24 protein-coding genes and 1 tRNA gene are annotated in these 24237 nt (G+C 43.5%); 7 read left to right on the top strand and 18 right to left on the bottom strand.

What is annotated here, in order from left to right; translation table 11 throughout:
- Window positions 1-13 precede the first annotated feature (13 nt).
- From ABVS15_RS07340 to ABVS15_RS07305, 8 genes are all read right to left on the bottom strand, one after another.
- Window positions 14-4732 carry an FtsK/SpoIIIE domain-containing protein gene (locus tag ABVS15_RS07340; protein ID WP_369283093.1) on the bottom strand — a complete coding sequence of 1573 codons (4719 nt, stop codon included), beginning with the start codon at window positions 4730-4732 and terminating at the stop codon, window positions 14-16.
- On the bottom strand, window positions 4732-6213 hold the full coding sequence (locus ABVS15_RS07335) for a hypothetical protein (RefSeq protein WP_369283092.1): 1482 nt from the start codon (window positions 6211-6213) through the stop codon (window positions 4732-4734). The genes ABVS15_RS07340 and ABVS15_RS07335 overlap by 1 nt, the downstream gene beginning before the upstream one ends.
- A 1-nt stretch (window position 6214) precedes the next feature.
- Complete coding sequence (locus ABVS15_RS07330) at window positions 6215-9805, bottom strand: Druantia anti-phage system protein DruA (protein ID WP_369283091.1); 3591 nt, start codon at window positions 9803-9805, stop codon at window positions 6215-6217.
- Between the two features lie 164 nt (window positions 9806-9969).
- Window positions 9970-10170 (bottom strand): DNA-binding protein, encoded by a 201-nt coding sequence (locus ABVS15_RS07325; RefSeq protein ID WP_369283090.1) that lies wholly within the window; start codon window positions 10168-10170, stop codon window positions 9970-9972.
- Window positions 10171-11078: 908 nt separating this feature from the next.
- On the bottom strand, window positions 11079-11393 hold the full coding sequence (locus tag ABVS15_RS07320) for a hypothetical protein (protein WP_369283089.1): 315 nt from the start codon (window positions 11391-11393) through the stop codon (window positions 11079-11081).
- A gap of 151 nt (window positions 11394-11544) precedes the next feature.
- Window positions 11545-12369 (bottom strand): hypothetical protein, encoded by an 825-nt coding sequence (locus ABVS15_RS07315; RefSeq protein ID WP_369283088.1) that lies wholly within the window; start codon window positions 12367-12369, stop codon window positions 11545-11547.
- Window positions 12370-12539: 170 nt separating this feature from the next.
- Window positions 12540-12878 carry a tyrosine-type recombinase/integrase gene (locus tag ABVS15_RS07310; RefSeq protein ID WP_369283087.1) on the bottom strand — a complete coding sequence of 113 codons (339 nt, stop codon included), beginning with the start codon at window positions 12876-12878 and terminating at the stop codon, window positions 12540-12542.
- A complete protein-coding gene (locus ABVS15_RS07305; protein ID WP_369283086.1) occupies window positions 12818-13744 on the bottom strand; it encodes a tyrosine-type recombinase/integrase in 927 nt (308 codons plus the stop codon). The genes ABVS15_RS07310 and ABVS15_RS07305 overlap by 61 nt, the downstream gene beginning before the upstream one ends.
- Window positions 13745-14222: 478 nt before the next feature.
- Here ABVS15_RS07305 and ABVS15_RS07300 point away from each other — a divergent pair, with 478 nt between their 5' ends.
- The 4 genes from ABVS15_RS07300 to ABVS15_RS07285 all read left to right on the top strand — a co-directional run bounded on the left by ABVS15_RS07300 (window position 14223) and on the right by ABVS15_RS07285 (window position 15869).
- Window positions 14223-14768 carry an alpha/beta hydrolase gene (locus ABVS15_RS07300; protein WP_369283085.1) on the top strand — a complete coding sequence of 182 codons (546 nt, stop codon included), beginning with the start codon at window positions 14223-14225 and terminating at the stop codon, window positions 14766-14768.
- A complete protein-coding gene (locus ABVS15_RS07295; RefSeq protein WP_369283084.1) occupies window positions 14765-15121 on the top strand; it encodes a hypothetical protein in 357 nt (118 codons plus the stop codon). The genes ABVS15_RS07300 and ABVS15_RS07295 overlap by 4 nt, the downstream gene beginning before the upstream one ends.
- Window positions 15118-15528, top strand: coding sequence for a peptide deformylase (locus tag ABVS15_RS07290; protein WP_369283083.1), 411 nt, complete (start codon window positions 15118-15120; stop codon window positions 15526-15528). The genes ABVS15_RS07295 and ABVS15_RS07290 overlap by 4 nt, the downstream gene beginning before the upstream one ends.
- A 65-nt stretch (window positions 15529-15593) precedes the next feature.
- Window positions 15594-15869, top strand: coding sequence for a DUF3841 domain-containing protein (locus tag ABVS15_RS07285; protein WP_369283264.1), 276 nt, complete (start codon window positions 15594-15596; stop codon window positions 15867-15869).
- Between the two features lie 120 nt (window positions 15870-15989).
- On the opposite strand, the gene ABVS15_RS07280 is transcribed toward ABVS15_RS07285, so the two are convergent.
- From ABVS15_RS07280 to ABVS15_RS07265, 4 genes are all read right to left on the bottom strand, one after another.
- Window positions 15990-16205, bottom strand: coding sequence for a hypothetical protein (locus ABVS15_RS07280; protein ID WP_369283082.1), 216 nt, complete (start codon window positions 16203-16205; stop codon window positions 15990-15992).
- 120 nt (window positions 16206-16325) lie between these two features.
- On the bottom strand, window positions 16326-17549 hold the full coding sequence (locus ABVS15_RS07275; RefSeq protein WP_369283081.1) for a hypothetical protein: 1224 nt from the start codon (window positions 17547-17549) through the stop codon (window positions 16326-16328).
- A gap of 292 nt (window positions 17550-17841) precedes the next feature.
- Window positions 17842-18036, bottom strand: a complete 195-nt coding sequence (locus ABVS15_RS07270; RefSeq protein ID WP_369283080.1) for a hypothetical protein — start codon at window positions 18034-18036, stop codon at window positions 17842-17844.
- Window positions 18033-18419, bottom strand: coding sequence for a hypothetical protein (locus tag ABVS15_RS07265; RefSeq protein WP_369283079.1), 387 nt, complete (start codon window positions 18417-18419; stop codon window positions 18033-18035). Before ABVS15_RS07265 ends, ABVS15_RS07270 begins: the two co-directional genes overlap by 4 nt.
- A 102-nt stretch (window positions 18420-18521) precedes the next feature.
- On the opposite strand from ABVS15_RS07265, the gene ABVS15_RS07260 reads away from it, so the two are divergent.
- Window positions 18522-19478 (top strand): winged helix-turn-helix domain-containing protein, encoded by a 957-nt coding sequence (locus ABVS15_RS07260; RefSeq protein WP_369283078.1) that lies wholly within the window; start codon window positions 18522-18524, stop codon window positions 19476-19478.
- Here ABVS15_RS07260 and ABVS15_RS07255 read toward each other — a convergent pair.
- From ABVS15_RS07255 to ABVS15_RS07240, 4 genes are all read right to left on the bottom strand, one after another.
- Window positions 19441-21036, bottom strand: a complete 1596-nt coding sequence (locus tag ABVS15_RS07255; protein ID WP_369283077.1) for a recombinase family protein — start codon at window positions 21034-21036, stop codon at window positions 19441-19443. The genes ABVS15_RS07260 and ABVS15_RS07255 overlap by 38 nt on opposite strands.
- Window positions 21033-21296, bottom strand: coding sequence for a DUF6870 family protein (locus ABVS15_RS07250; protein WP_369283076.1), 264 nt, complete (start codon window positions 21294-21296; stop codon window positions 21033-21035). Before ABVS15_RS07250 ends, ABVS15_RS07255 begins: the two co-directional genes overlap by 4 nt.
- Before the next feature lie 136 nt (window positions 21297-21432).
- Entirely contained in the window at window positions 21433-22296 is an 864-nt protein-coding gene (locus ABVS15_RS07245) for a ParB/RepB/Spo0J family partition protein (protein WP_369283075.1), read from the bottom strand.
- Window positions 22283-22747: a helix-turn-helix domain-containing protein gene (locus tag ABVS15_RS07240; RefSeq protein WP_369283074.1), complete on the bottom strand. Its 465-nt coding sequence runs from the start codon at window positions 22745-22747 to the stop codon at window positions 22283-22285. The genes ABVS15_RS07245 and ABVS15_RS07240 overlap by 14 nt, the downstream gene beginning before the upstream one ends.
- Window positions 22748-22977: 230 nt before the next feature.
- On the opposite strand from ABVS15_RS07240, the gene ABVS15_RS07235 reads away from it, so the two are divergent.
- Window positions 22978-23085: transfer RNA gene (locus tag ABVS15_RS07235), tRNA-OTHER, on the top strand.
- An 80-nt stretch (window positions 23086-23165) separates the two neighbouring features.
- Here ABVS15_RS07235 and ABVS15_RS07230 read toward each other — a convergent pair.
- A complete protein-coding gene (locus tag ABVS15_RS07230; protein ID WP_369283073.1) occupies window positions 23166-23339 on the bottom strand; it encodes a hypothetical protein in 174 nt (57 codons plus the stop codon).
- A 90-nt stretch (window positions 23340-23429) separates the two neighbouring features.
- Here ABVS15_RS07230 and ABVS15_RS07225 point away from each other — a divergent pair, with 90 nt between their 5' ends.
- Window positions 23430-23645 (top strand): helix-turn-helix domain-containing protein, encoded by a 216-nt coding sequence (locus ABVS15_RS07225; RefSeq protein ID WP_369283072.1) that lies wholly within the window; start codon window positions 23430-23432, stop codon window positions 23643-23645.
- Here ABVS15_RS07225 and ABVS15_RS07220 read toward each other — a convergent pair whose 3' ends face one another.
- Window positions 23646-24230 carry a DNA-binding protein gene (locus ABVS15_RS07220; RefSeq protein ID WP_369283071.1) on the bottom strand — a complete coding sequence of 195 codons (585 nt, stop codon included), beginning with the start codon at window positions 24228-24230 and terminating at the stop codon, window positions 23646-23648.
- Between the last annotated feature and the right edge of the window lie 7 nt (window positions 24231-24237).

The following is a 24237-nucleotide window of genomic DNA, read 5'->3' as shown; positions in this document are numbered from 1 at the left end:
TCACTACCTTTACTTAAATCCTACCGTGGATAATACCATCAACTATCTTATCCAATTCCTCAATTTCAATCAAATAACCCTGCGCACGTTCAACAACATCGCCGTTCCGATATATCATATCACCATGCTTCTGAAGATACTGTGCATCTGGCTCCTCGATAATCATCCTGGAGGAGATGCCATCGTTCACGCGCAATGCCACACGACCATTTAACTGAGCTTTTGTGGTTGACGGTACAAGTTTCGCCTCCGGCCTCTGCGTACAAATGACCAGATGTATACCACGACTTCTTCCAGCCTGTGCAATACGTTGAACCGGCTTATAAAATGCATTCTTTTCCTTTGTTGTTTCCAACTGGTCAGCCAAGTCAGCAAACTCATCTATTACTACAACGATTGGCGCAAGCTGTTCTGTTGCTTTTTTATTGTACTCAACGATGTTTGCAACTCTTTCCTGAGCCAGCAAACGGCCGCGTCGCTCTGACTCTTCAAAAATCACTTCCTTTATCACCTTGGTTGCTTCTGCAGCATCGGAAATAATTTTACCTGAGTATAAATGGGGGAGTCCCTCAAAATGTATAAAGTCCTCAAGTTTTGAAGATGACAGTATCAATTGCATATCATTCTTCTTGGGATGTGTCATGAGCATAGATGCCAGCATCGTAAACAGGAATACTGACTTACCGGAGCCTGTACTTCCGCCGACAAGCATGTGGGGCATTTGGCTTAAATCCTCAATAAGGTCTCGTCCATTCGGAGTTCGTCCAAGTGGAAAGTAGAGTTGTTCAGGTGAAGTAACTGCTGGGATTGCTGGAATGACATCTTTAAATAAAACCTTTTCTCGCTGGAGTCTCGGAACATCAAGAAGAAGATCATCAGAATTAGGAACCTGTTGAATAATCACACCAGTTCTTTTCATTTCACGGCCTATATCTTCAAGATGGCCAGACAAGCCCTGAAGAGCCTGCCCACGGCCTAACTTGAATTTGAGCCTTATTACACTTGGACCAACAACGGCATCTTTGGCGTCACACTCTCGCAGGTTTACATGGTAATCGCCACAAGAACGTTTGAAGTCTTTAACTAACTGACCGATTTCTTCTGCTGGTACTCCTCTTGGCTGCTGCTTATCGGCAGTGAGCAGGCTTGAATCAGAGGAGCCATCTATCACCGGTTTGGTAGAAGTTTCTGCCCCACTTGAATTGTCGCCATTTGATGGTGATGAGGCAATCTCGGTATCAATTGGCGAATCCGTATCAATAATAGCCTCTTCGCCGTCAATAGGAGAACCGCCATCCTCGTCAAAATCGGGAATCCATGTTTCCTTAAGCACAGTACCATCGCCGAGAATCTCTTGCTGTATCTCTTTTGCACTCAGTAATCTGTATTCAATTGGGCAGTCATCAAACTCAGGGTTCACGCACTGAATAACCTTGCCTCCAGTCACTTCACCCAATTTAATGTGCATCAGCAAACCTGATATTTGGATATTAATATTACCACTACTGCCATTTCCAAAGGCCTTCTTCAGTATTACGCACCATTTTTTCTGCCATTTTGAATCATGCATATTTCTAAAACACTCAGATACGATCTGATACTTAAGAACCTCTCTTCGTGCAGATATAAACATATCTGTACAATTTTCCTCAACGGCAAATATTTCCCTTAGCATCCCAACAATAGCCGCTATTTGTCCAGCAGCATGACCCGTAATCAGTTGACGGCCATCATCACCCTTTGTTATGCTTGCATCCGGAGAATCATCCCTAGTCTTCACCTCTATCGGCTGGATCAAAAGCGTATTTGTGCTCTCGATATATTTAAGGCCAACGAGGTCTGCTCTTTCATTACCAAAACGACTATCCTGTAGCCACAGACGGGCTTTATCGTCATCTAATGATGCGACAAGAGAATCTTGATTATTTCTGGTATACCATGCTGCCGCAAAAAGGGTGCCAATTAAGCCCTTCTTTTTGTTGTCGATAGCCTGAGCATCAGCACCAAACTTAGGGATACTAATCAATCCATTTGATGCAATATGTCCAAAGCTCTTAAGTATGTTGATGAGAGTTTCGGACTTCGGATATAGGTTATATGCCCTTAGCATTGTTAAGTATTGGGTAATGATTCTCGAATCACAGGAAGCCCAAACATTAACCATTCGACGGTCATATTGCATTTCGCCTATTGGGATGGCTCCAGTAGGGTCATAGTTGTTAGTATCTCTATCAGCAGCAACAAGCCATTGTACCAGTCTCTCCTGAACGGTTGATACGACCGCTGTCATATCCGCGCTACCATTATATGTTGTTCGAGGATTCATATTGTTGCTGATTACATCTGCTGATTTCATTAATTTATGATAATCGCCAATTAGGCCAGAGTCCATCTCTGATGACGGGAAAATGCTTCCTCTGTGCTGAATCTCATCGAAGTCATAGTCATAGGTTACAACAAGAGGATTAATATACAAATTTTTATTATTCGGACCAAATTCAATGGCATATGCAGATTGGTCAAAGTAGAAAGCAACATGAACCGGCTTCTCAGCAAGTGCGACTTTAACCTCATTAGCAGATTCAACATTTTGAATGCTTATTGCGATCTTATTCTTACGTATGAACTCTCCAATTTCATAATCCTTGCCGGAATAATCGAGCTTAGAAAGTTCTGTGTTTCCATTTTGCTTCCGAGTTAGGTAAACATCGTATACAACTCTTTCGCACCCATTTTTGTCCATGAAGGATTTAATAGCACGGATATTTGCAATAAGATTTGGTGCATCCACGGAGCAAATTCGAATTTCATTCTTTGTGTAAGGCGCAAACCCAATCCATCGTGTAAGAATTTCTCCGATTGACTGTGTACCGTCATCGCCAAGATACCGATTGGTTTTATTTTCAAAGGTTGGCAGCATTTCGATGTTGCCAGAACATGGCAAGACCTTGTCATCCGATGTCTCCGTGACGATGCTATTGGCTATAACAAAACTCAAAATTTGGGGCAGTTGATTTAAGACTGTGGTTAGCGCAGATGCATCATCCTCACTCAATTGAGATTTTTTCGAGGGTAGGGTCTTAAAAATCTCATAATACCTCCATAGATAGATTGGGTGCAAAGGCAATAGAATTGCTTTCCATTCTTTTGGCGTTTTTACATACAATACATCAAGCAATAACAAGGCTTTTGCTATAAAGCTTGTGCTGCTCGGACTCATGTCCCGCATGGTAGGCTCATTGACACGGAAAGCATGATATAGCTTTGCCCATGCCTCAATATATCCGATTAGTGTTTGACGTGCCATTTCGTCAACGCCAAAACTCAAAACCGGATAATACATAATCATATCAAGGTTTTCAAGTAACTTGCTACGATAAGATAACAATTCTTCGATTATCGGAATAAAGAGTTCTACCGTTTCGATACCCTTGGTCTTAAATTTGACATCAAATTGGGTAATGAAGTCAAACAGAGATTGACTCCCGTCAATACCGCCGTGAAACGAAACCATGGAATCAGCGTTCTCTGGATTGAAGGGAAGATAGTTCTTAATATCAGCTGAGATTGCATCCTTGAGAACAGTTTCCTCGGTTTCTATAAGCCCACCCCAGGAGGTTCCATTGCAAACTGTGCCAACGAGCTTTCGCAAGTCTGATTGATGACTTTCAAGAACAATTGCCCTATCATCAAATACACCGCCGATCGTAGGAATACTATCATTGTTTTCCTCAGTTTCCGAGTCGAAGTGCTTTTTCAATTCTGTGAGTAGTTCCTTAATTGCTGCTATATCCTCGTCGTCGCCATTTACAATTGCCCCAGAGATTAGTTGCCCCAGTTCCTTTGAACGAATAGGTGCGGCCTCAGTTGTTACATCAGCAGTATCATCCTCGTTTTCATTTGCGTTCTTTGGTGGGCTCTTCTTTTTCTTGGTTTCGTTAGCCTTAGAGGCAGAAAAAAGTTCCTGTATTGTAGAAAGATCCAACTTTTGTAGCGTTTCTCGTTTTCCGTATTTATACAGGTTTTGCAATGTGTTATATGCGGACTGCAACCGCTCTCTGTCTATTCCCTTTGTCCTGGATAAAGAACGGCTCAGCTTTTTTCGAGAATCCTCGCTTAACTGCCCGATCGCAAAAATAAGCTCACGATTTCGCGTTAATCTTTCGTCTGGTTTATGCTTTGTACTAAGGATGTTTGCATCACACAGTAGGTTCAATCTCCACATGTTATTTGGAATCGCTTCTGCTGCATTATCTGCTGACCGTACGGCCTGAACAAATTCCAGAATTGCATCAAAGGAATAATAATCAGAGGTTTGCTGTAACGCCCTCCAAAAATTTTGCGTGGGGGCATTACTTTCATTGACAATCTGAAGTTCAAGCAGGTATTTGGAAACATCTCTTAAGGATAAATTCTCAAATTCAGCTAATGAGTGAAGTTTGTCTGTATCTGTCTTAACAAACACGATGATATTTCCAGAATACTCAGGAAAACTTCTCCAAAGGACAGCCTTCTCGACATGGGGAGTCAAGGTAAATGTAGCTTCATTTACCTCATCCGCAACGCCATATCCCACGGCTGCTATATAAATATGGGCATTTCTTTTACTTGCAAGTTCCGTGGCGATTGTTTCAGGCCTGATTCCACTAATACCTTTGATAAGAATACCAACCTTCGTCTCAGTAAGCTTCTGCGATAATAGGCCTATGACAAGTTCTTGCTTATCAACCATTACTCCGTACCCCCTAACCGAATCTGCAAAATACCGTCAGCCATAACCTCGGCAAAGTCCATGGCTTCTAACCGTGCCGCAAAGGAAGTAAAGTTATGTTCGAGTGAATCCTCATCAATCTGCAGAAGTATGCCGCTATTTTGAAGATGATCAAGTTCGAAGGAACTACCCCCAACAATGATACCAAAGCGCTCCCACAGATAATTTCTTATTTCGTTTCCGCTAAGAATTTCCTTCGGGCTAACTGTGCTGCGAAGTATCATTTCCAATATGTCCTGCGATAAAACAAAACGTTTATTGGGATGCATTTTATCAGGTGGATACAACACACCTGCAGATGTACCAAGAATCTTCAAGCAGTTGACCGGGTGAGAGGAGGCCTCAAGAGCAAGCATATCATACATGGTTTCACCAAACACAAGTCTTGCATCATCATCGCTCTTACACGCACTCGCCCGCTCTTTTGCCATTGACCAGAGAGTATCAAGTTCGGCAGATGCTTCTTTCACACCTTCCTTTTCGTGATAGATAGGCGTATTGGAAGCTATCAGATCGGCTTTGCTATAATCCTTTTCCTTTAGCTTTTGAGCATATCCCCATGCATAAAAGCGGTTGATGGATTTGTGCATCTGAGTATAGGCCATCTCTGATGCCCGTGCAATGCTACTCTGGCCTGGCGCCATTCCGGAGAAGTCCAGCAATATTGGCCTGATGCGCTCTCCACAATAGAATGCCTCAAGCATGGCCATATACCGAATTAGCTGAAAAATACAATAGAAATTGAACAATCTTAATTGTGTAAGTGGATTTGGATGATTTTTTAGGTTATCCATTAAGCATTGTCCACTTTCCTTTAGCCCGTCCACATACCAGAGGACGGATTTATTCATGCTATGAAAAGCAGGCAAATCCTCGTGCCTGCTTTTTTCAAACATTTGCATAGAATCTTCAAAAACAGGCTCAAATAAAAGAGAAATTGAGTCGTCGGCTTTATCAAGCAGAGCCTTTATATAGTCTGCCAACTTCGGACAATAGGAACGGATCAGGCCACCTATAAACTCCCCCGTATCCTCATAGATTGATGTCCTTGTCAAAAAATACTTAGAGCCTGCCGTAAAGGAAATCATGTCATCCTTTAGGCCCTTGACGACATAAACTCCCTTATCCGCAGAGAGCAGTCTCTGCATTACATTTCTCATGGACTCAATGGAGCCTTCGCTAATTCCATCCTCAATGATCTCATTTTCAGAAAGCATGGAATAAATGGCCTCGAGTTCACTACCAACAGGGACAATTCCTTTAGCGTCAGATACCAACGCAAGACGCTTAATATTCATGGTTGTATTGAAGCCGCCATAAATACATCTTTGAGCTCCGCTTGCAACATGGACTGGCTTAATTGAACCTCCGTTGGGTGTGAATCCAACATAGGTGCTATCAACTTCTTTTCTGAATGAATGAAGATAAATTCGCTCGGCCATGTTATACCTCCTTTGTTCGCTCGCCATCAATAAAGGAGTATTTATTTTCCTCCCTGTCAATAGCAACAGAAATTTTCTTTTTGTTTTGTACATCCAGTAGAGAAACTGTTACCATATCATTATCATCCACATCATCAACGGATTGCATCTGCTCAACAAATCTCCAAACCTTTTTTACAAGGTCGGACTCCATAAACAAGACAGGTACTCCCCTCTCGGCTTCTGTCAAAAGCATGTACATAGCAAAATCAATTTTCAGAAATATATGTGCTGCATCCTTTTTTTCTAAGCGGACATAGCTTGATGTCATATCAATACCGTTCTGCATACTCTTTAGGAGTGCTGGTCTACCAATCTTCAAGCCGCTTTTCTTAATTGTACCCGTAGAAATCAAGACTTTTCTTGGCTCGTTATCATAACGGTGTCCAGTCCAAACTTGCAGTTCTGAATTGGAAGCTTTTACAGCCCCAAAGAAGGTATTTAATTTGCGAATCAATTCCTTGATGGTCTTTCCACTATCCTGGTTCAAGAACTCTTGGAAGTGAGTGACATCATCATCCATGATTTTAAGCAGTCCATCACCGTGCTTGTTGAAAAAAAAGAATTGTCTCTTCCTAAGTTTGAAGAGCTCATAGTTGTCATAAGCAATTGCCTCAGCGGGAACCTCATATCCAGCTATCCAACTATCTGCCGGAACATCATTTAGAAGTATTTTTTCATCCCATATTGGGTGTGAAATTCCTACGGGATCAATCGCATTTCTGATAACATCAAAGATATCACCCTTACCAGAAAAAACGAGGTTGACCAAATCATATTGATTGCTTCCTGTTGTGCGACTGATGCTCGCACAGCTTCGATTTCCAAAAATCAAATAAGAAATGAAGCTCTGAAGTTCTCGAACCGTAGCATGGTAGCCCTGCATTGATACTCTTTGCAAGATCACATAAAGACGCTCTTGGAACAGTGCATTCTTTAGCAGCATACAGTTCTTATGCACATCACAGCTTTCATTAAGCGGACATGTGACGCATTCCTTGTAATGCTTATCATCAGTCAGTCTATTGATAGCCTGCTGCAGAATCTCGGCAGTAAGTACCTCGCGCTTGCTCAAGTCATAAACGACAACATCATTGCAACCAGAATTTTCATCGTGGAAGACCACAGAATGGCTCATCTGATAATAAGCATCCTTGATAGGTTGAAACTGAGGATATTCTTGGTGTGCGGAATACAAAATGGCCGCATTAATGGCAATCAAAAATGGTGTATTGCGTTCTCTTGCTCCACTCCATTTCATATATATTTCTTTATTTGAAAGTGTGCTGGCATCAAGTTCTATCACAATAGGTGTTTTTAAGTCTTCCAGTTTGTCCTTAAGCAAGCGAATAATATGCGTTTTTCCATCGCCTGGATTACCAGTAAGAACGATGTCCTTGCCTGATAACGCCGCCTGCATAATGGCATGGTCCAATTTCGTTTCCAGATGAATCACAGACAGAAGCTCAGGCGAAATATGATCTGCATATGCACTAGAACCTCTATAAAAGTCTCGCACAAATTGAAGACCAGTTTTTGTTTCGTCATTAGTCGGCATATGTGGCACCTCCTTGAGTTTAGAAAAGCTCCATTCTTTATCAGAATCTATTTGATTACTTACAAGAAAGCTTTGCTTATCAAATTCACGGATTCTTTGATATATTGGCTCAAAATGCAGTCTACTTGTCAACCAGCGAGTTCTCCAATAATCAACTATTTTCTGAGTTCCAGTGACATAATCAGCCATATCCATATAATAATTTGGAGTTGCATCCTTGCCCAAAAGATAGTCAAAGGTATTCTTCGCTAAGCATACACCATAAACGATTCTCGACATAGCATGTTTTGAGAAGTCCTTAGAATCCTCATTTGTTGATTCCAAAAGCTCACGAATCGACATTGTCAACAAGCGCATTTTAGGGCTCGCACCCTCTCCGAAAACATGATTAATGCGGTTAAAGCCATCACTTGTTGCTTCTGTAAGGCTCATCGTAGTAGCCTTGCTTATATGCATAGTGCCAAAGCCAATAGTCATTCCTAGTTTATTCCATACTATATCAAAATCGGAATCCAATACTTTACCTGGTATTTTCAAACGGTTGTATTGGCTGGAGCCAACATAATATAGTGAGGTTGTACCAACATATACAAGGTCTGCCGGTCTGGAAACTGGCGCGCCTTTTAAGCGGCTTGCGATTTCACTCGCTTTGTCAGCATATCGCTCCTTATAATCGTGGACAACCTGTGGAGATGTCGCTAAAAGTGCTACAAGCTTTCCGCCAAGGATTTCATTATATGGAGGTATTGCTCCACATACGTTTAATTCCATCAAACTTGATCCAATGTGCTTCGTTTTCTGAGCTACCAAAGCACTCCTGATCGCAGAGTTACCTGCCTCACTCTTACAAAAATCAATCCAGATTTCATTAAAATTCTCAGCAACACATATGTACCGAATTGCTTTTTTTGCACTGAGCAAGCGAGCAAGCTGCTCAGCGCGTTTCCTGCGATATAACGCTTTTTCGGCGTCCATGGAAATGCTTCCGAGTTCACTTTTTTCGATATCCTCGACATCATTATCCACTTCGTTTCGCAGGAGTTGCTGACGGCTTTGTTCTGCGCTTGAAGCCTCATCAAAGAGGAATTGGATATCTTCATCAGTTGGATTTTCTACTACTGCATCTGTGCAGAGCTCAGTGTAATCGATTCCTGAGATTCCATTTTCTAAATATACAAGTAGTCGGTTTAACTCATGCAAAGCGGCTGCATTATCTAAACCAATGATTTTATCTATAAACGCCCTTTGATTCCATCCGATGTAGTCATCCCTGCAGGTGATCTGGACGGCGCAGTTTTCTAACGAAGCAATCCCCATAACTGCGTGCATTGGATGTGCAGCATCACGAATTAAATACTGCATCGTCCTTCCTGGTGTTGTTTCAGCCGGTGTAGACCATGTTAGACGAAAGTAGCGCCAAATCTCTGATATTTTTAAGCCTGTAAATTCATCTCTGTCATTTTCTTTAACAAGTTGCAAGTATGGCTGCACTGCATCATTTATGTTAATCTCACCTTGATGAGCCCTCTCCATACGAACGGACAATTCGTCACCATCTGCAATTAACGCAGAAATGCTTGTCTTGCTACTTCCTGGGCTTTCCATTCTAACTATAAAATCAGTATAACTAATGAGTCTTTCGTGTCTACTTTCGCTCATCCAGCTACGAAGAAGGGCCTTGACCTCCGGTGATGTAGTGTCATGTATATCAGCACCTCCTAAACTGGGTAAGCTCATATAAAGAACTCCGTCTCTGTAGCATGCCTTCCACGATGCACGAATAAGATCTCTAAATAGGAACCATACTGCTCGGTATATTTTCCTTTGTTCAAGATTATATGGGCATTCATTTTCAACCCAGTTTATCTCCCTCTCGGATATAGCCGCGATGGCCAGGGTTGGTGTGACTTCAGTAATTTCGGACGCAGCACTGTAAAATCTAATTCTAAATTCTCCTTCTAGCTTCGGCCTAAAAGGAATTTCTCTGTTAATCATTTTACCGCCGCCTCCTTGTCACTGCTTTTTCTTGATAAGAAATGCACGATTTCTTGAAAGCGGCGCTCATTTGCTTCTCTCCCGCTAATAAATATCTCATTCTATCATTAATTCTCTCGTTCTTATTCATTTTGGTAGTGGTATCGTATTCCTCGCTTGAGTGATTATTTTTGTTGGTCTCCCTCGTTCGATGCAGATTTTTTTATTTTTCGCATATCCTCCGGTTTCTCTGCATCCTTTGGAATTGCCCAGGCCTTGCCGAACTTAGTTAGGCCCGGAATCCGTTTCTGACTGCACAGCACCTGCACGCGGCGGGGAGTGATACTCCATTTTTTTGCGGCTTCGGCGATTGAGATATAATCCATAACTTCACACCTCATGTCGGATTAAAAAAATGGCCCTACTTTCGTAGGGCATATACAATGGGGCGTAGTAGCTGGCTGTCACCCGATTTGGAAGGTCCTCGTAGCTTTGCGTCGCCCTCTTTCGAAAGCTTTAACAATTATTCGACACTTTTATATTATATGCTGATTGGCGAATAAACGCAAGGCATATTTACACGGCACACATCGCTCAGGAAATCAATAATATACTGATTTTCCCCAGACACGGGAACTATGGTGCTGAGCGCCGCATTCAACGATCAATCTCAGTTACGCCATAAAGCTGAATCGCACTGCATAATTTCCCGTTCCTCACGTTCATCGATATATCAAATGATTTGAGCAGGTTTGATGCCGTCCTTATAAAGATACCACCTAGGTTGTCGTAATGGATTGCACTGTTATAAAACCAGCGGGAAACTTTCTAGTCTGTGTCCATGATATTCGATATTGTGCAAGATCAACCGGCTCATCGCCGGTACGATAGATTTCAACCATGGCTTGTTTTACACTTCCATGGGAATTCGTTTTTCGATTAGGGTATATTTTCTTGCTGGCTGGCGTACTTCCTCATTACCCGCATTCGATTCCATTTCTTATATAACTTTTGACTGGAAGCGTGACTTAAAAATCATCAGGAAGATGCTCATAATTATACTTCGACTCGTCAAACTTGATTCCCAGCGTTAATTTGATCAAATCACAGACCATCTCCCAATTACAACGCATATCTGCCTCGATGGGCTCAGGTATAACCAGCAGTACTTTTCAATATTATTCTTGTGCTAAAGACTTTCCCAGTTCTTCCAGTTGCTTTCTGCCCGTTGTCAGCTTTTTTTGCATTCAGTTCTCATCCCTGTACCCACGGAGAGTCTCCGCAGTTTGCTGTTTCAGCGCTCTGCCGGACAAATATTTCGGCTTCGCAATATCAGGGTCAGATCAGCCAGTACCCGCTTTTTGTCGGTACTCCATAAGGGTGCAATGAGGTCTCGCTTTGCGCCATCGCCGGTGAGCCGGTGGATGATAACGTTTTCCGGTAGAAGTTCCAGCACGTCGGCCACTAGTTTGTAGTATTCTTCCGGCTTCAGTGTCGGAAACTCGCCGCAGCGATAGTTGTCCGCCAACGCTGTGCCTTCCAATACGTGAAGCAGTTGCAATTTGATCCCGTCCGTGCGCTCTGCCACGTAGCGGACAGTTTGCAGCATATCTTTTCGGCGCTCTCCCGGCAGGCCAAAAATGACGTGGGTATCATCAGACCGCAGGTTCAGACTCTGTCACTCCTTCCAGTTTTTCTTTGTTTTAAGTCTGCTTTTTAATGAGCAATCTCAAATCGATTAGCTTGTTGTCCTGTTATCTTCAAAAAGTAGTTTCAATCAAATTTTGCATGTAGTCAATTAAAAGTAGTCGGTCTTCTTCCTGTATTGATGTATACGGGTCATATTGAGAAAAATCCGAATTATGCAAAGCAGCAATGGCAAAGCTGTCTGCAAATAGCTCCGCTTTTATAGTATCAGATTCATGGACTGCCTTAGGAAATATTCGCTCTAAAACGTTTAAAAATGAATCCGGTGGTGTCATAATTTGTTTGGTTGCTCTTGTATGGAGAGCATGCCCCAACTCATGGAGAAAAATGAATTCCTGCGAAAAATCAATATTATGCCTTAGATATGGTATAAAAATTCTATCCGAGAGGTTAATGCTTTCTGGCGAATTCCCCGCTAAAATAGCAACATAATATGCACCAAATTCAGTATGAGAATGATCAATGAGCAGTATTTCTAATGGAGTTTCTTCCAATACCTTTTGCTGAAAATGAAATTTATCATTGACATAGGCTATCAGGGATTGAATCATTTCTATTGAGATTCTCGACTTTTGTGGAGACAACATGCTCGCATGGATTATATGGATAATATCTTGAAGGCATTTTTTATTATCCTTATAGGTTTTTTGAAATATCCAATAAGTCATTAAATAAGGAATGGAGGCATCCTTACCTTCAAGAATAGAAAACGGCTGAGGTTGCCTCGTACAGCCAAAGTATAGATTACCATAGATTTCTCTCAGCACCTTGTTTTTGTTGCGAACACTATCTATAGCCGATAAAAGCTGTTCTATACTACCGGCCAATTCAAATAAATCGTTGCTGTTATATAATTTATCAATAGCCTTTTGCAGCATGGCAATTCACCTCCTTTAGTTTATATTGCGTGCTAAGATAATTGGGAAGATAAAGTTAATCGGATAGAACATACTCCTCCTAAGAGTATGTTTTTACGTTCGATTCCTCTTTGAAAACGCCAATCAAAAACTTAGCTGCTAACGCCTTGCTAAAGGTGTTAGCAGCATTTTTATGCATAAAATGCTTTTTCCATTTGCAATGCCATCTCCCTTCTCTGTTCGTCTTGAATCCGAGCGTAAACATTAAGTACCATGTCCGGCTTTACATGCCCGTTATCACCTTGGACAGATTTGAGATCACCTCCACTGATTAATAATTTGTACGTTGTACTGGAATGACGCAAACTATGAAACACCACTTTGGGGAAATTATGCTCTATAAGTAACTTGTCAAAATGCTTGTTAACCCATTCCGTCTGGAGCGGAAGTCCTTTGCCTTCTGTAAATATCAGATTATAAGGTTTAGAAAGTATTTTGTCTTCCTGCTCTTTTTTCCAACACAACAACATCCGCAATAGGGATTCCGGCAAAAAAACTTTTCTAATAGAGGCCGGTGTTTTAGGTATTTTAAAAACAAGCCTTGTGTTGCATTTTGAACTTTGAGTCGGAAAACATGAATCACTTTTTGAGATGCTACCGAATTAATAGACTTTACTGAAACCCTGATCAATTCTTTTCTTACATTGACAAAACCTCCTTCAAAATCAATATCGTCCCAACACAAAGCCAAAATTTCACCTTTGCGAAGTGAGCCCACAAAAGCAAGCTGTATTGCAATTGACAGCATCGTATTTTGGTTCGTTGCAATACTAACTATTTGCTTGATTTGAGCCATACTAAGAATATTTCTTGTGGCACTAATATGTTTTGGGATAGTAACGCTTTTTAATGGGCTTTCGTTATACACACCCCAAATGACCGCCTGATTAAAAATACTGCGAAGCAATTTATAAATGTCATAAACTGTGCTGCCTGTTAAAATGTCAGTCTTGGAGGGTTTGTGCTTGCTATCTATGGGTTTAAGACCATAAAGCTTGTGAAAATACCTACTTAGTAAACGGCCATTTATCGTGGATAGCTTCAAGTTCCCTATTTGAGGTAAAATGTACCGGTTTATAAGAGAAATTCGGATGGTGTATGAGCTATATGACCATCTGATTTCTCCGTAGGTATAAATATATTCTTTAATCAAGTCGGATAATGAACTAAGCTTAGGCGGTATACCTAAAAAGGGTACTGCGTTTTCAATCTCCCATTTCCGATTCTCGGCCTCCTCTTTTGAATGATAGGTCTCCCATTTTTGCTTTGAGCCTCCCTCTAATTTTTCCGAGTAGACAACCGAATAACTCTTGTTTCTTTGAACGATGGATGCCATAATATTCTCCCTTTTAATGAAATTAGTCACACATTACTGCAATGAAAGACAACTCGAGTATTATAGCATTATGAAGTCGTCCAAAAGCGTTATCCCTTATTGACTATCCTCGGAAGAAAGAAATAAGAAAACCGACGCACAGCTTCCATCAGGTTAAAAACTAAAGCTACCGAGACGGCTGTTGTTACTAAAAACAGCCTCAATACGACTACCTGCCCTTTTGACAGGCGACCATATTGTAGGCGGGTTGTGGTCTGTGAGAACCTGTGCTATGATGAGAAAATAAGAGTAAATTGTAGGTTGTGATGCAGCTAAAAGAGGGATCCCTATGAATGTGATAAAATTTCAAATTGATATTATTCCCGCCGTATTATACGGCGAGAGTTCTGACCGTGTCTGGCTATTCGTCCACGGCAAATGTGGGTGAAAGGAAGAGGGCGAAGTCTTTGCGGAAATTGTGTGTCACAAGGGGTGGCAGGTGCTGGCCATCGATCTACCCGAGCATGGGGAGCGCCGGGGCGGCGAGTCCGACTTTGCCCCTTGGCATGTGGTGCCGGAGCTGCGTTCCGTGCTGGCGTATGCCCAGCAGCGTTGGGCTCATATTGCTCTGCGAGCTACCAGCATCGGTGCTTGGTTTTCCATGCAGGCTTTCGCCGGGGAGCCGTTGGAAAAAGCGCTGTTTGTCTCCCCGGTATTGGATATGGAACAGCTCATTCGCAATATGATGCTCTGGGCAAAAGCAGATGAAAAGCGGCTGGAGCAGGAGGGTGAAATCCACACCGATTTGGGCGAAACCCTATCCTGGCGCTACCTTCAATACGCCAGAGAGCATCCTGTCACCGCTTGGAATACAAATACCGCCATCCTCTATGCGGACAAGGACAACCTGACTGGCCGCACCACAGTGGACGAGTTTGTCCACCGCTTTAGCTGTGTGCTGACCGTCATGGAAAATGGCGAGCATTGGTTTCATACGCCGGAGCAGTTGACTCTTTTGCAAAGCTGGGAGGAGGATCATGCATGACAGAACAGGAACGGGCAGATGCGCTAAAGGTGGTGACTTTGATCATCACGCGCTGTAAGCAGGCACTGCCCAAGTTTGTCCCCGGCACCTCCCAACACACGTTGCTCAAAAACCGCATTCAGGCCCTGAAAATCGGGTCAGCTTTGCTTGGTGGTGGCGATGTGGAAAAGGATTCCAACGAAACCCTCACCGCAGCATTGGAGCCTCTGGCCTCCATCATCCGCAAATGCGAAAAAGCACGGTCGAAGTACGAGCCGGGCAGCGGGCAATATAACCGCTACGGCAGTACCATCCGGGCCATGGAGTTGTCCCGGATACAAATAGAAAACGAGCTGCACAGGAGGATGCTATGATACGGGAGATTATGCGGGATACGGACTTTCTCGCCAGAAAAGCGGAACCGGCTACAGAAGTTGATTTGGCAGTTGCGCGAGATTTGCTGGAAACCTTGGCTGCCTATAAGGACGGCTGCGTGGGCATGGCTGCCAACATGATTGGCATTAACAAACGCATCATCGCCTTTGACAACGATGGCAGCTATATGGTGATGTTCAATCCGGAAATCGTTAAGCGGTCAGAGCCTTACGAAGCGGAAGAGGGTTGTCTATCCCTGACCGGCACACGGAAGACCAAGCGGTGGAAGTCTATCAAGGTGCAGTATCAAAACGAAAGCTTTCAGACTCGCTTCAAGACATTCACCGGTTGGACGGCGCAGGTTATTCAACACGAAATCGACCACTGTGAGGGAATTATTATTTGAGAAGACACCACTGTCAAAGTTTAATGATACGCTCCTTCATATGGTGAGGTTTTGTATCGCTATTACTGGTAAATGGTACGGAGGACTTTATACGATTATGGACGATACATCCGAAAACACTTTATGAAAAATTGCGGTCGGAAAAGATATTCCACTGTGTTCCAGAGCAATCCGATTGGGTTACGGAGTTTGGATTTTACCCTGCTTATAATTGGATGGTAGAGCAAATGTGCAAGCACATTGGACCGCCGTCACCGGGTATTCGATATCCGATATGGGCATGGCATACGTTGGAGTGGAAACACGCAAAGCCGGATTTAAGGCGCAGTGAATTTCAATGAATTAAGGCCACCTGTCAAAATTGACAGGTGGCCTTATTGTAGGTTGGTTTGTGATGTATGATCCAATAAAGAAAGGGAATCCGTGACATGGGAAATCTATAAAGCTATATTCAAATTGTACTATTCCTCGGACTGTGCCCTTGCAGATATTTCTGCGTCAAGTTGGCTGGCCTCTTCCGGAGTGCAAAATTTGTCGAGGTAATAATCATAAGGCATCATGACAAGTGATCGTTCACCACAGTTCAGCTGAATTGGTCCATCCCATGCTGTGCAAAAATCTCCGACTATCTCGAATTGCTTTTCGGGATCTGTAAGCGGAATAATTGGTATTTCCATATTTGCTCATCTCCTTATAAGCCACATATTAATATAATAAACCATATCCTCAATCTCAATGTGGAATAATAGCAAGACATAGCATATGTAGTGAATCTTGCACTATCGTATGCTTTTTCGTCAGCTAAACGTCACCCTATCCAGCGGATGCCATGTTACAGCCTCTATAATCGCCCCTGTATGATCATATGGAAGATGCATAAAATCAATGATATTCTCATCGGGGAACAAATGGCCGCAATATGAAGGTATAACCTCTCCCGGCACAATGCCAATATAATCCTTTCCGGCAAGCATAGCGGCGAGTTCCTGTCCGTCACACAAAAATGCCGGTATTCCGTGATCATTCAGCGCCAGATAAAATTTGACTGTCTCGACGGACCGGGAATAGCTGGAGCCAGCCAGTGTAAACCACCATCCACGATTATCGCATCTGGCATACAGAGAGATATGTGTGGAGTTACCGCCCCGGCAGACTTCCCAAGGATGGCCGCTTCGCATCCTTTCATCATGGTACCATGCAGCAAAGTCTTCAGGGGAATCTTCGTTTATATCCAGTAGACCGTCGTCTCTGCCATCCGCATGAGAACGGTACAGTTCCATTGACGATAAAGTGTTGGTACCGGCATAGTGGTTGGCTGCATATCCCAGACGGCAGCTGTCCAGAAACAATCTGTGTGTCATCTCGGGGAGGCGCTTAGCCGGGGAATCAGGTGGCTGTGTTTGTATAAGATTGAAGAACCTGTTCATCTCATCAGGCGTAATATCTTTTAGATATGCGGCTTTTTCCTCCGGAAATATACGCCAGAAATCTTCACGTAAGATTTTGCCTATACGTTTGCTATACGGAAGATTGTCTGCTACAAAAGCATTGTACTCTCCCTTTTCGAGGGCGGTCAAGCAATTATCCACAGCCGAGAGCAGCCATTCTGCCAGTTCAGAGTGATCTTTTGTATCATTATTTTGTAGTACCGGCCTTACTTCAAATATAAGTTTATTGTCGAGGAAAACGTAACATGTATTTTCATAGATTGTTGTGGTAAGTTTATACCACTTTATAGAATCAGGGTATTCGGATAGCCATAACTCCTCAAATTCATCACGGCTGCTTACTTCTCCTTCGGTCAGATACTCTTCAAAGTCACCAAAATCCTCAATAGTACCACGATCAGCTGGAATCCATAACTCACGCCGCTCATCGTCACCATGGTTCGTGATATCCTGCATTTTTTGAAACATCGTAGTTATCAGATGTTTGGTTTTATCATCCAGTACCGCTGGGTGATGCTGTATGTGATACAACAGCAAATCGATTTGCGGCGCAGGTATAGGAGTTATTTCCATGTGTCCTCCAGCATTTTTATAAGGTCAAGCGGCCTGCTGATAATTTGAACTATAATGATTTTAAATTCTCTCGTCCTAAGTCATACTTTTCGGACAGGATGGCGGATAATTGTTTTCAACGTAGAGACTTCTGTTTTGCGGGGATCGCTCAGATAAATCTCATGATGATACCGCTGATCTGTAATGTCGATGACATATCCATTTTCTTTGGCGTGTCGCCCCATCGCAAGAATGGTGACGGTTCTTCATCATACGAGCCCAGATGCATGCACTGCCCGCATACAATATTATTTTACCGCATACTCTGACTGCTCGCAATGATGTCTGCTGTTTTGTTACAAATTTCTTTGTTGAGCAAAGCAGCAATTTTCGATTTGAGCGTATCCTGATGGGAATGGGTTAAGAAATGAGCGGTAACATGGTATGTTACCGCTCCAATTTTATATTCAGATTGAGATTTAAAACGGATGCGTCCGTTATTGCTCATGTGCATACTCCTTCCGCCGTGATGACCTTAGCTGGGAGAACCTGATCAAGGCAATCCACCATTTCCCTAAAATAGTATCGGTACACATAAAAGGTGAGTTCGTCATTGATAAGCGCCCAGCCTATATCGCTGTTGGGGATATTGCTCCCGGTGTAGTATCCAGACAAAAAGAAATAGAGATTGCTCCAATCATCTAATGATTCGCAATCTCTAATAATCTGTTTTACCTGTTCAGTTGAGTATCTTCGCTTCCGTATCTGTTCGACCACGTTGCAAAATGCCTCTAAAGCGATTTCGTTTATTGCGTCCTCATTTGGCTCACCGTCTTTATCGATGAAACCTAATTCTAAAAGCAGGTTACGTGAAGTGCCTTTGTTATTCATTTTAATCACCGTCCTTTTCATGTGTTAATCTGTTTTTTACTGGTTTGTTGTACCCACAGAAGCCACTGCTTCATCAGGTACAACTTTTAGAAGAAATTTCAGTTGATCAGCATCATAATCTCCTTATATTTCAATATGTTTCGGCAATTATTATGGATTCAGGCAGAAATAAATAGTGTGTTATTGTTTGATTTCTGTTATAGTATTGCTATGGAAAAGAAGTATATCGATTTAAGAAAGCTGAACCCTGCTCAATTATTCTCACTGCGCAAGAAAGTCATTCAATTCAAAAGGAACGGCCGCAGCACGGTGGACACCGCACAGATCCTTTCGCTGAATGTAAGGCAGGTACAAAAAATTTGGACGGCCTATCTTGCGGCAGGAGAGAAGCTGGAAAAATTGCGCCCTAAAGCCTGCGGACGCAAGAAAGAGTCCTGCAGGCTCTTGGAGGATAATGAAATCCAGGAACTCCGCTGCGCTCTGATTACCTCCTCCCCGGAACAGCATGGGCTTAGCTCTCATCTCTGGACGCGGGATGCCATCATCCGATTGATTGAGCAGGAGTATGGGAAAAGCGTTCCTGCCCGCAGTATGACCAACTATCTGAAAGAGTGGCGGCTTTCGTTCCCACAGTTAGTGTGGCGTATGGGTTTTTCCGAAGAACAATACAGCGCTCTTAAAATACGCTCACAAAAGGAGTCCGCCACGCTATACCGGCTTCATGCAAGGAATATTGCCCAAGTAGAACATTATGAGATGAAATCCAAGTGTGGAGCCATGAGAGTCTCTTTTATACCCGCAGAAAAGCCTGTGGATGCTATTTATGCCATCCCCAGCAAGGGCGCGGTTCGGTTTCTCGTGGTTCAGGATAGAAGCAAACAGAATCGGCAGATGGACTTTTTACGCCGGCTGATGGAAGATACAAACAGCGCCAAAACAATTGTCGTTCTGGACAACTTTCGCCTTGACGACGGAAAACGAATGAAACAGTTCCTTGCCCGAAACAGTAACCGGCTGGAGGTCATCGAGATTCCACTAACTCCATCAGAGGATCTTTAAAACGGAAATGCACGGTGATATCACCGGCCTGATCAACTTCAATTTTCTCGATGAGATGCATTAGCATACCATGTGTGAGTTTTGGGAATGCCCCGGTAGCTAGAAACTCTGCCAACTGCTCATTATCTTCATTCTGCCGCTCAGGGATATTGGCCTTTTCCTGTGTCAGAGCAGAAAGTGCTCTTTTGGCTTCTGCTATCTCAGCCTCATATTCTGTACCGTATTGGTCAAACTCCTCTCTGGTAATGGAGTTGTCCTTCCAGTCCTGATATAGGGATTTTTTGTAGTGGGAAAGCCTTTTCAGTCGTCTCTGCTGCTGCTCTATGAGCCGGTTAACCTGGGATTTGTAATCATTTTGCATAGACACGGGCTTTATTGTACTTTGAATATATGCCGCATCCGCCGCCAACTGGGTCTGAATTCTAAGCAGGTTATGGATTATCACCTCTAATCTGTCCTCCCGGATGCTGTGTCCGGAGCAGGCTTCTTTCGACTGTTCATAATAGGTTTTGCATTTGTAATATACATACTTGGACACAGGCCTTCGTGCCATTGCCTTATGGCACCCCGCGCAGCGGACAAGCCCTGAAAATAGATGGGAGACCCCCTCCCGAGGCTTGTCTTTGCACTGAAGTTTCTCCTGCACTCTCACAAACCGCTCTTGCGGAATGATTGCAGGGTGGGTGCCTTCAACAATGATCCATTCATCCTGCGGCACATTCACCACCTTTCCGGTTTTGTAGTTCTGGCTGCGATACCGCCCCTGTACCATATTTCCAATATACATTTCGTTACGCAAAACACAGGAAACAGTTGTCAGGGACCAGAGCAGCGAGCTGTTTTGAATGCCGCGGTTATGATACCGAAGGCCTTTGCTCTGCTTATATGAGCCCGGGGAAGCAACTCCCATGTGATTTAGCTTTCGTACGATGCTCATTTGACTCATATCGTCATGTACATACCAACGAAATATCATGCGAATAATATTTGCTGCTTCATCATCAATCACCAACCGGTGCTTTCTATCCGGATGCTTGCTGTAGCCATAAGGCGCAAATGCGCCGATGTAATCTCCTCTTTTCTGTTTCATCTTCAGTATATTGCGTACTTTAATGGACGTCTGCCGGCAGAAATCGTCGTTGACCACATTCTGCATGGGTACCATGACGCTGTTCATCATATCCGGGCACTTGTAGCTGTCCAGAGTCGGGTACTCCAAAGAAATGAACCGGGCATCCAGTGAGGAAAAAAGATAGTCCAGATAATATCCCGCTTCATAGTAGTTACGGGACAGTCTGGACAGGTCTTTGACAATAACACAGTTGATGCGCTTCTCCTGTACATCGTTGAGCATACGGACAAACTGTTCTCTGTCGGAATTGCTGCCGCTGGCACCTATGTCCACATAGAGCTTAACTTGCTCAAATTCGTCATGGATGGCATCAACAAAGTCGTACAGGCGCTTTTTCTGGTTTTCGATGCTGTACTCGGTAGAATTGTCGTCGCGGGATATGCGGGCGTACAAAGCAGCGTTCCATTGCTTTTTCACCTCCTTCATTCTTGAGCGCCTCCCCTGCTGAAATAGTCCGCCAGAAGGTCGCTGAGTGATAGACCGTCGGCTGAATATACGGCTGTGATCTGAATTGAGCCGGACCGCAAAAGATAGGGGTTTTCGGCATCTTCAAGATACTGCTGCTTTCGCTGTGCTTCCGGGAGTTCTGTATCGATTTTGATTTCGGTGATCTCCGAAGGAAGCCGGGAACCTCGTTTTTCCTGGGCCTCTTTGGCCAATTTTCTTAATAATACGCGTGTGAGCATAAATTACCCTCCTTGCTTTGATACTGAATTATCTTAGCAAGGAAGGAACCTGAGCGGTGTTCAATTCCTAAAATAGATGAGGGGACATTCGTTTTGATATCAAACGAATGTCCCCTCACTAGAGAAACAGTTGAAACTATTTTTTGGATAAGCAGCCGCAACGTTTCCACTCATCTAGCAGACGGAAGATAATCTTCTCCATTTGACGAGGTGTGGTTCCATGTGGAAAATACTGCATCAGTTGATCTTGCCGCAGCTTAAGCCGGTCCACCTGATTACCCTTTTGCTCACTTAGGATGCCAAGAATAATGTCCATATCGAGCGTACCCTCCTGACTGAGCTTTTTCAGGGTTTGTGCCTGAGAAAGGGATGGAGTGGCCTCCTCGGTGATAATGGTTTCCAGCAGCATGCATTGCTCATCGTGCTTGAGGAAAGAAATCTCAACGGCAGGGCCAAATGCAATGCGGCCTTCATCCACCATTCTCAATAGATTTTCTTCGAGGTAAGTCAAACGGATATAACGAAATACCTTATCGCGACTTTCGCCAGTTACTAAGCCGATCACAGAAGCTGAATCGCTTTTCCCTAACTTAGTCGCAACTTGCGACAAAGATGGCTTTCCCTGATGTTTCATCGCCTCCAGCTTCATACGGTAAGCAAACGCCTTTTCACTGGGAAGCAGATTTTCCCGCTGCTGATTAGCGTCCACCATCAGAATAGTAGCAGCATCGTCATCCAAATCCCTTACAATTGCCGGTATGGTCTTTCGCCCGATCAACCTGCAGGCGGCTACCCGGCGGTGACCGGACAGCAGTTCATAACCATCGCCATAGGGACTGGGGCGGACGATGCAGGGTGTAAGCACGCCGTTTCCCTTAATACTTTGAGCCAACTGGCGCAAAGCATCATCTTCAACCACCCGGAAAGGATGATTTTCAAAGGACTGCAGTTCATCAAGTCGGACTGAAATGCTTTTTTCTCCTGTGTTAGTTTTCTTCATCGGAATCCTCGCTTTCATAGGGTCGCACCGTTACATACCGCTGCTTTACATGGCCGGGGTACTCCGGAATAGTCATCCGGATCACGCCTTCTTCCAGCAGAGGATGCAGTACGGTGTCCCGGAAAAATTTCCGGTCGGATAAATCGAGGAATTCCTGAATTTGTTTGCGGCTCCTTGGGGTTTGGCAGTAGAGCGCCACGGCAGCCCGTCTCTGCTCATGAAAGCTTTGTTGCCTTTGAAATCCGTATTTCTGGATATACTCGATGAGCCATAGCTTTGGCACCCGAACCCAGCGGTCGAACTTAATGCTGTTGATCTCGCCGGAGCGAAGCATCCGGTAGACACGCTTCTTGTCCAGATTCATGATGACCGCCACATCATCGACCGAAAGAATATCGTCATAGGTAGCGAACATCTGCAAATACAACTCATCTATGGTAAGCTTCTTCATGAGATGCAACCTCCGTTTCCTTGCTTTGTCGGCAGCAAAGAGTCAGAAATTGCTGGGGGGTAAATTGAGTTTATGGGACAGACTTGACGGGAATTTGCTATCAATTCTCTATCGTTTTGGCTCTAATACGGGGTAAAAGTGCCTCCTTTCTTATTTTTCAAGAACAGCGTGCCGCTCCAGCCTTTGTTGCCTTTAAACCCGCATGATACAAGGATTTTTCGGCATATTCAAAGGCCTTGAACGACCATAAAAGGCCTCTCCGATCCTTTCCAACCAGTCGCTCGAAATGAGGTAGTCACGAAAGTGGCTCGTGGGTTCGAATCCCACCTTCTCCGCCATCGGGCTTTTGCCCAACAAAAAAGAGCTGTCTGCGGACAGCTCTTTTTGCTTACATAAGCACAAAAGCACGGATTTGGAATTACTCCTCCTCCATGTTTTTCCTATTTTCTGTCGATATGGATACTACTTTTAAGTCAGGCTCGGGCTGGCTGATGTACAGCTCCTCACACTCTTGTTGTGCCTGTATCAGTGTATTGATTGCTTGCTCGCTTGCACGGAAAAGCTTTAAATACATTTCTTTATAGTCCGGCATATGCTCACCTCAAATATATTCTATGCGTTTTTCGCATAGAAATCAATATGCGATAATCGCATAACATACAATAATGTAGAGGTGATGTTATTGTATCAGCATATTAAGGATTTACGAGATGACTCAGATTTAACGCAAAAAGAGATTGCGGAGATACTAAATGTAAGTCAAACAACCTATTCACGGTATGAAAGCGGTGCGCTGGATATTCCGAGCTCCTCTTTGATAAAACTTGCAAAGTTTTACAAAACAAGTGTAGACTATCTTCTTGATTTAACCAACGACAAAGCTCCGTGTAAAAAGTAATTACAGCGACATGGTAAATTCCATGCCACTGTTTTTCTGTTCTGACATATATTCCACAATCACATCTCGGTGAATCTCTGATTTTTGCACAATGTCCTGTCCCTGTTTAGATGATAAAAATTCTGCAAGGGACTCCTTGGAAATCAGATACCGCTCATGATACAACACTCCCTTCACCTGTTTTTGGTTTACCCATCGCAAAATGCTTGTTCCTACATAACCGCTTATCTTGCTTGCCTGTTTTATGGTGAGCATATCGGGCGTAGCATACCAATCGGCGAGAAATTGTTCTTTCAGCTCATCACAGTCGAGATATTCTCGTGGCGGTTTGCTCGTAGCCCCGCTTGCGAATATGCCGCTTGGGATTGATACATTGAGTGTTCCACCCTGCACCTTTTGCAAATAATCAATCACATTATCAAGGCGAATCTTAAAACGTCGAGTCTGTTTTCCACTGTCCTCGCAGGGCACAACGCCATTAGTGAGCAACCAATTTGCTTTCCGCTTGCTGATATGGGCAATGCGATAAAATTGCTCCATAGTAATTGTTTCGGGATACTCCTCCCTCAGTTTTTCATAATCCAATGCCCAC

The organism is Oscillibacter sp. GMB15532 (assembly GCF_041020825.1).
Classification (GTDB): domain Bacteria; phylum Bacillota; class Clostridia; order Oscillospirales; family Oscillospiraceae; genus Oscillibacter.
The sequence above is the reverse complement of the archived record's forward strand: the minus strand, read 5'-3'. Positions and strand labels throughout refer to the sequence as shown.

Coding starts and splice junctions, on each gene's coding strand:
- ABVS15_RS07340 (WP_369283093.1), bottom strand. CDS start 4,732: ATGGTTGATAAGCAAGAACTTGTCATAGGCCTATTATCGCAGAAGCTT.
- ABVS15_RS07335 (WP_369283092.1), bottom strand. CDS start 6,213: ATGGCCGAGCGAATTTATCTTCATTCATTCAGAAAAGAAGTTGATAGC.
- ABVS15_RS07330 (WP_369283091.1), bottom strand. CDS start 9,805: ATGATTAACAGAGAAATTCCTTTTAGGCCGAAGCTAGAAGGAGAATTT.
- ABVS15_RS07325 (WP_369283090.1), bottom strand. CDS start 10,170: ATGGATTATATCTCAATCGCCGAAGCCGCAAAAAAATGGAGTATCACT.
- ABVS15_RS07320 (WP_369283089.1), bottom strand. CDS start 11,393: ATGCTGCAAACTGTCCGCTACGTGGCAGAGCGCACGGACGGGATCAAA.
- ABVS15_RS07315 (WP_369283088.1), bottom strand. CDS start 12,369: ATGCTGCAAAAGGCTATTGATAAATTATATAACAGCAACGATTTATTT.
- ABVS15_RS07310 (WP_369283087.1), bottom strand. CDS start 12,878: ATGTTGTTGTGTTGGAAAAAAGAGCAGGAAGACAAAATACTTTCTAAA.
- ABVS15_RS07305 (WP_369283086.1), bottom strand. CDS start 13,744: ATGGCATCCATCGTTCAAAGAAACAAGAGTTATTCGGTTGTCTACTCG.
- ABVS15_RS07295 (WP_369283084.1), top strand. CDS start 14,765: ATGACAGAACAGGAACGGGCAGATGCGCTAAAGGTGGTGACTTTGATC.
- ABVS15_RS07290 (WP_369283083.1), top strand. CDS start 15,118: ATGATACGGGAGATTATGCGGGATACGGACTTTCTCGCCAGAAAAGCG.
- ABVS15_RS07280 (WP_369283082.1), bottom strand. CDS start 16,205: ATGGAAATACCAATTATTCCGCTTACAGATCCCGAAAAGCAATTCGAG.
- ABVS15_RS07275 (WP_369283081.1), bottom strand. CDS start 17,549: ATGGAAATAACTCCTATACCTGCGCCGCAAATCGATTTGCTGTTGTAT.
- ABVS15_RS07270 (WP_369283080.1), bottom strand. CDS start 18,036: ATGAGCAATAACGGACGCATCCGTTTTAAATCTCAATCTGAATATAAA.
- ABVS15_RS07265 (WP_369283079.1), bottom strand. CDS start 18,419: ATGAATAACAAAGGCACTTCACGTAACCTGCTTTTAGAATTAGGTTTC.
- ABVS15_RS07255 (WP_369283077.1), bottom strand. CDS start 21,036: ATGAAGGAGGTGAAAAAGCAATGGAACGCTGCTTTGTACGCCCGCATA.
- ABVS15_RS07250 (WP_369283076.1), bottom strand. CDS start 21,296: ATGCTCACACGCGTATTATTAAGAAAATTGGCCAAAGAGGCCCAGGAA.
- ABVS15_RS07245 (WP_369283075.1), bottom strand. CDS start 22,296: ATGAAGAAAACTAACACAGGAGAAAAAAGCATTTCAGTCCGACTTGAT.
- ABVS15_RS07240 (WP_369283074.1), bottom strand. CDS start 22,747: ATGAAGAAGCTTACCATAGATGAGTTGTATTTGCAGATGTTCGCTACC.
- ABVS15_RS07230 (WP_369283073.1), bottom strand. CDS start 23,339: ATGCCGGACTATAAAGAAATGTATTTAAAGCTTTTCCGTGCAAGCGAG.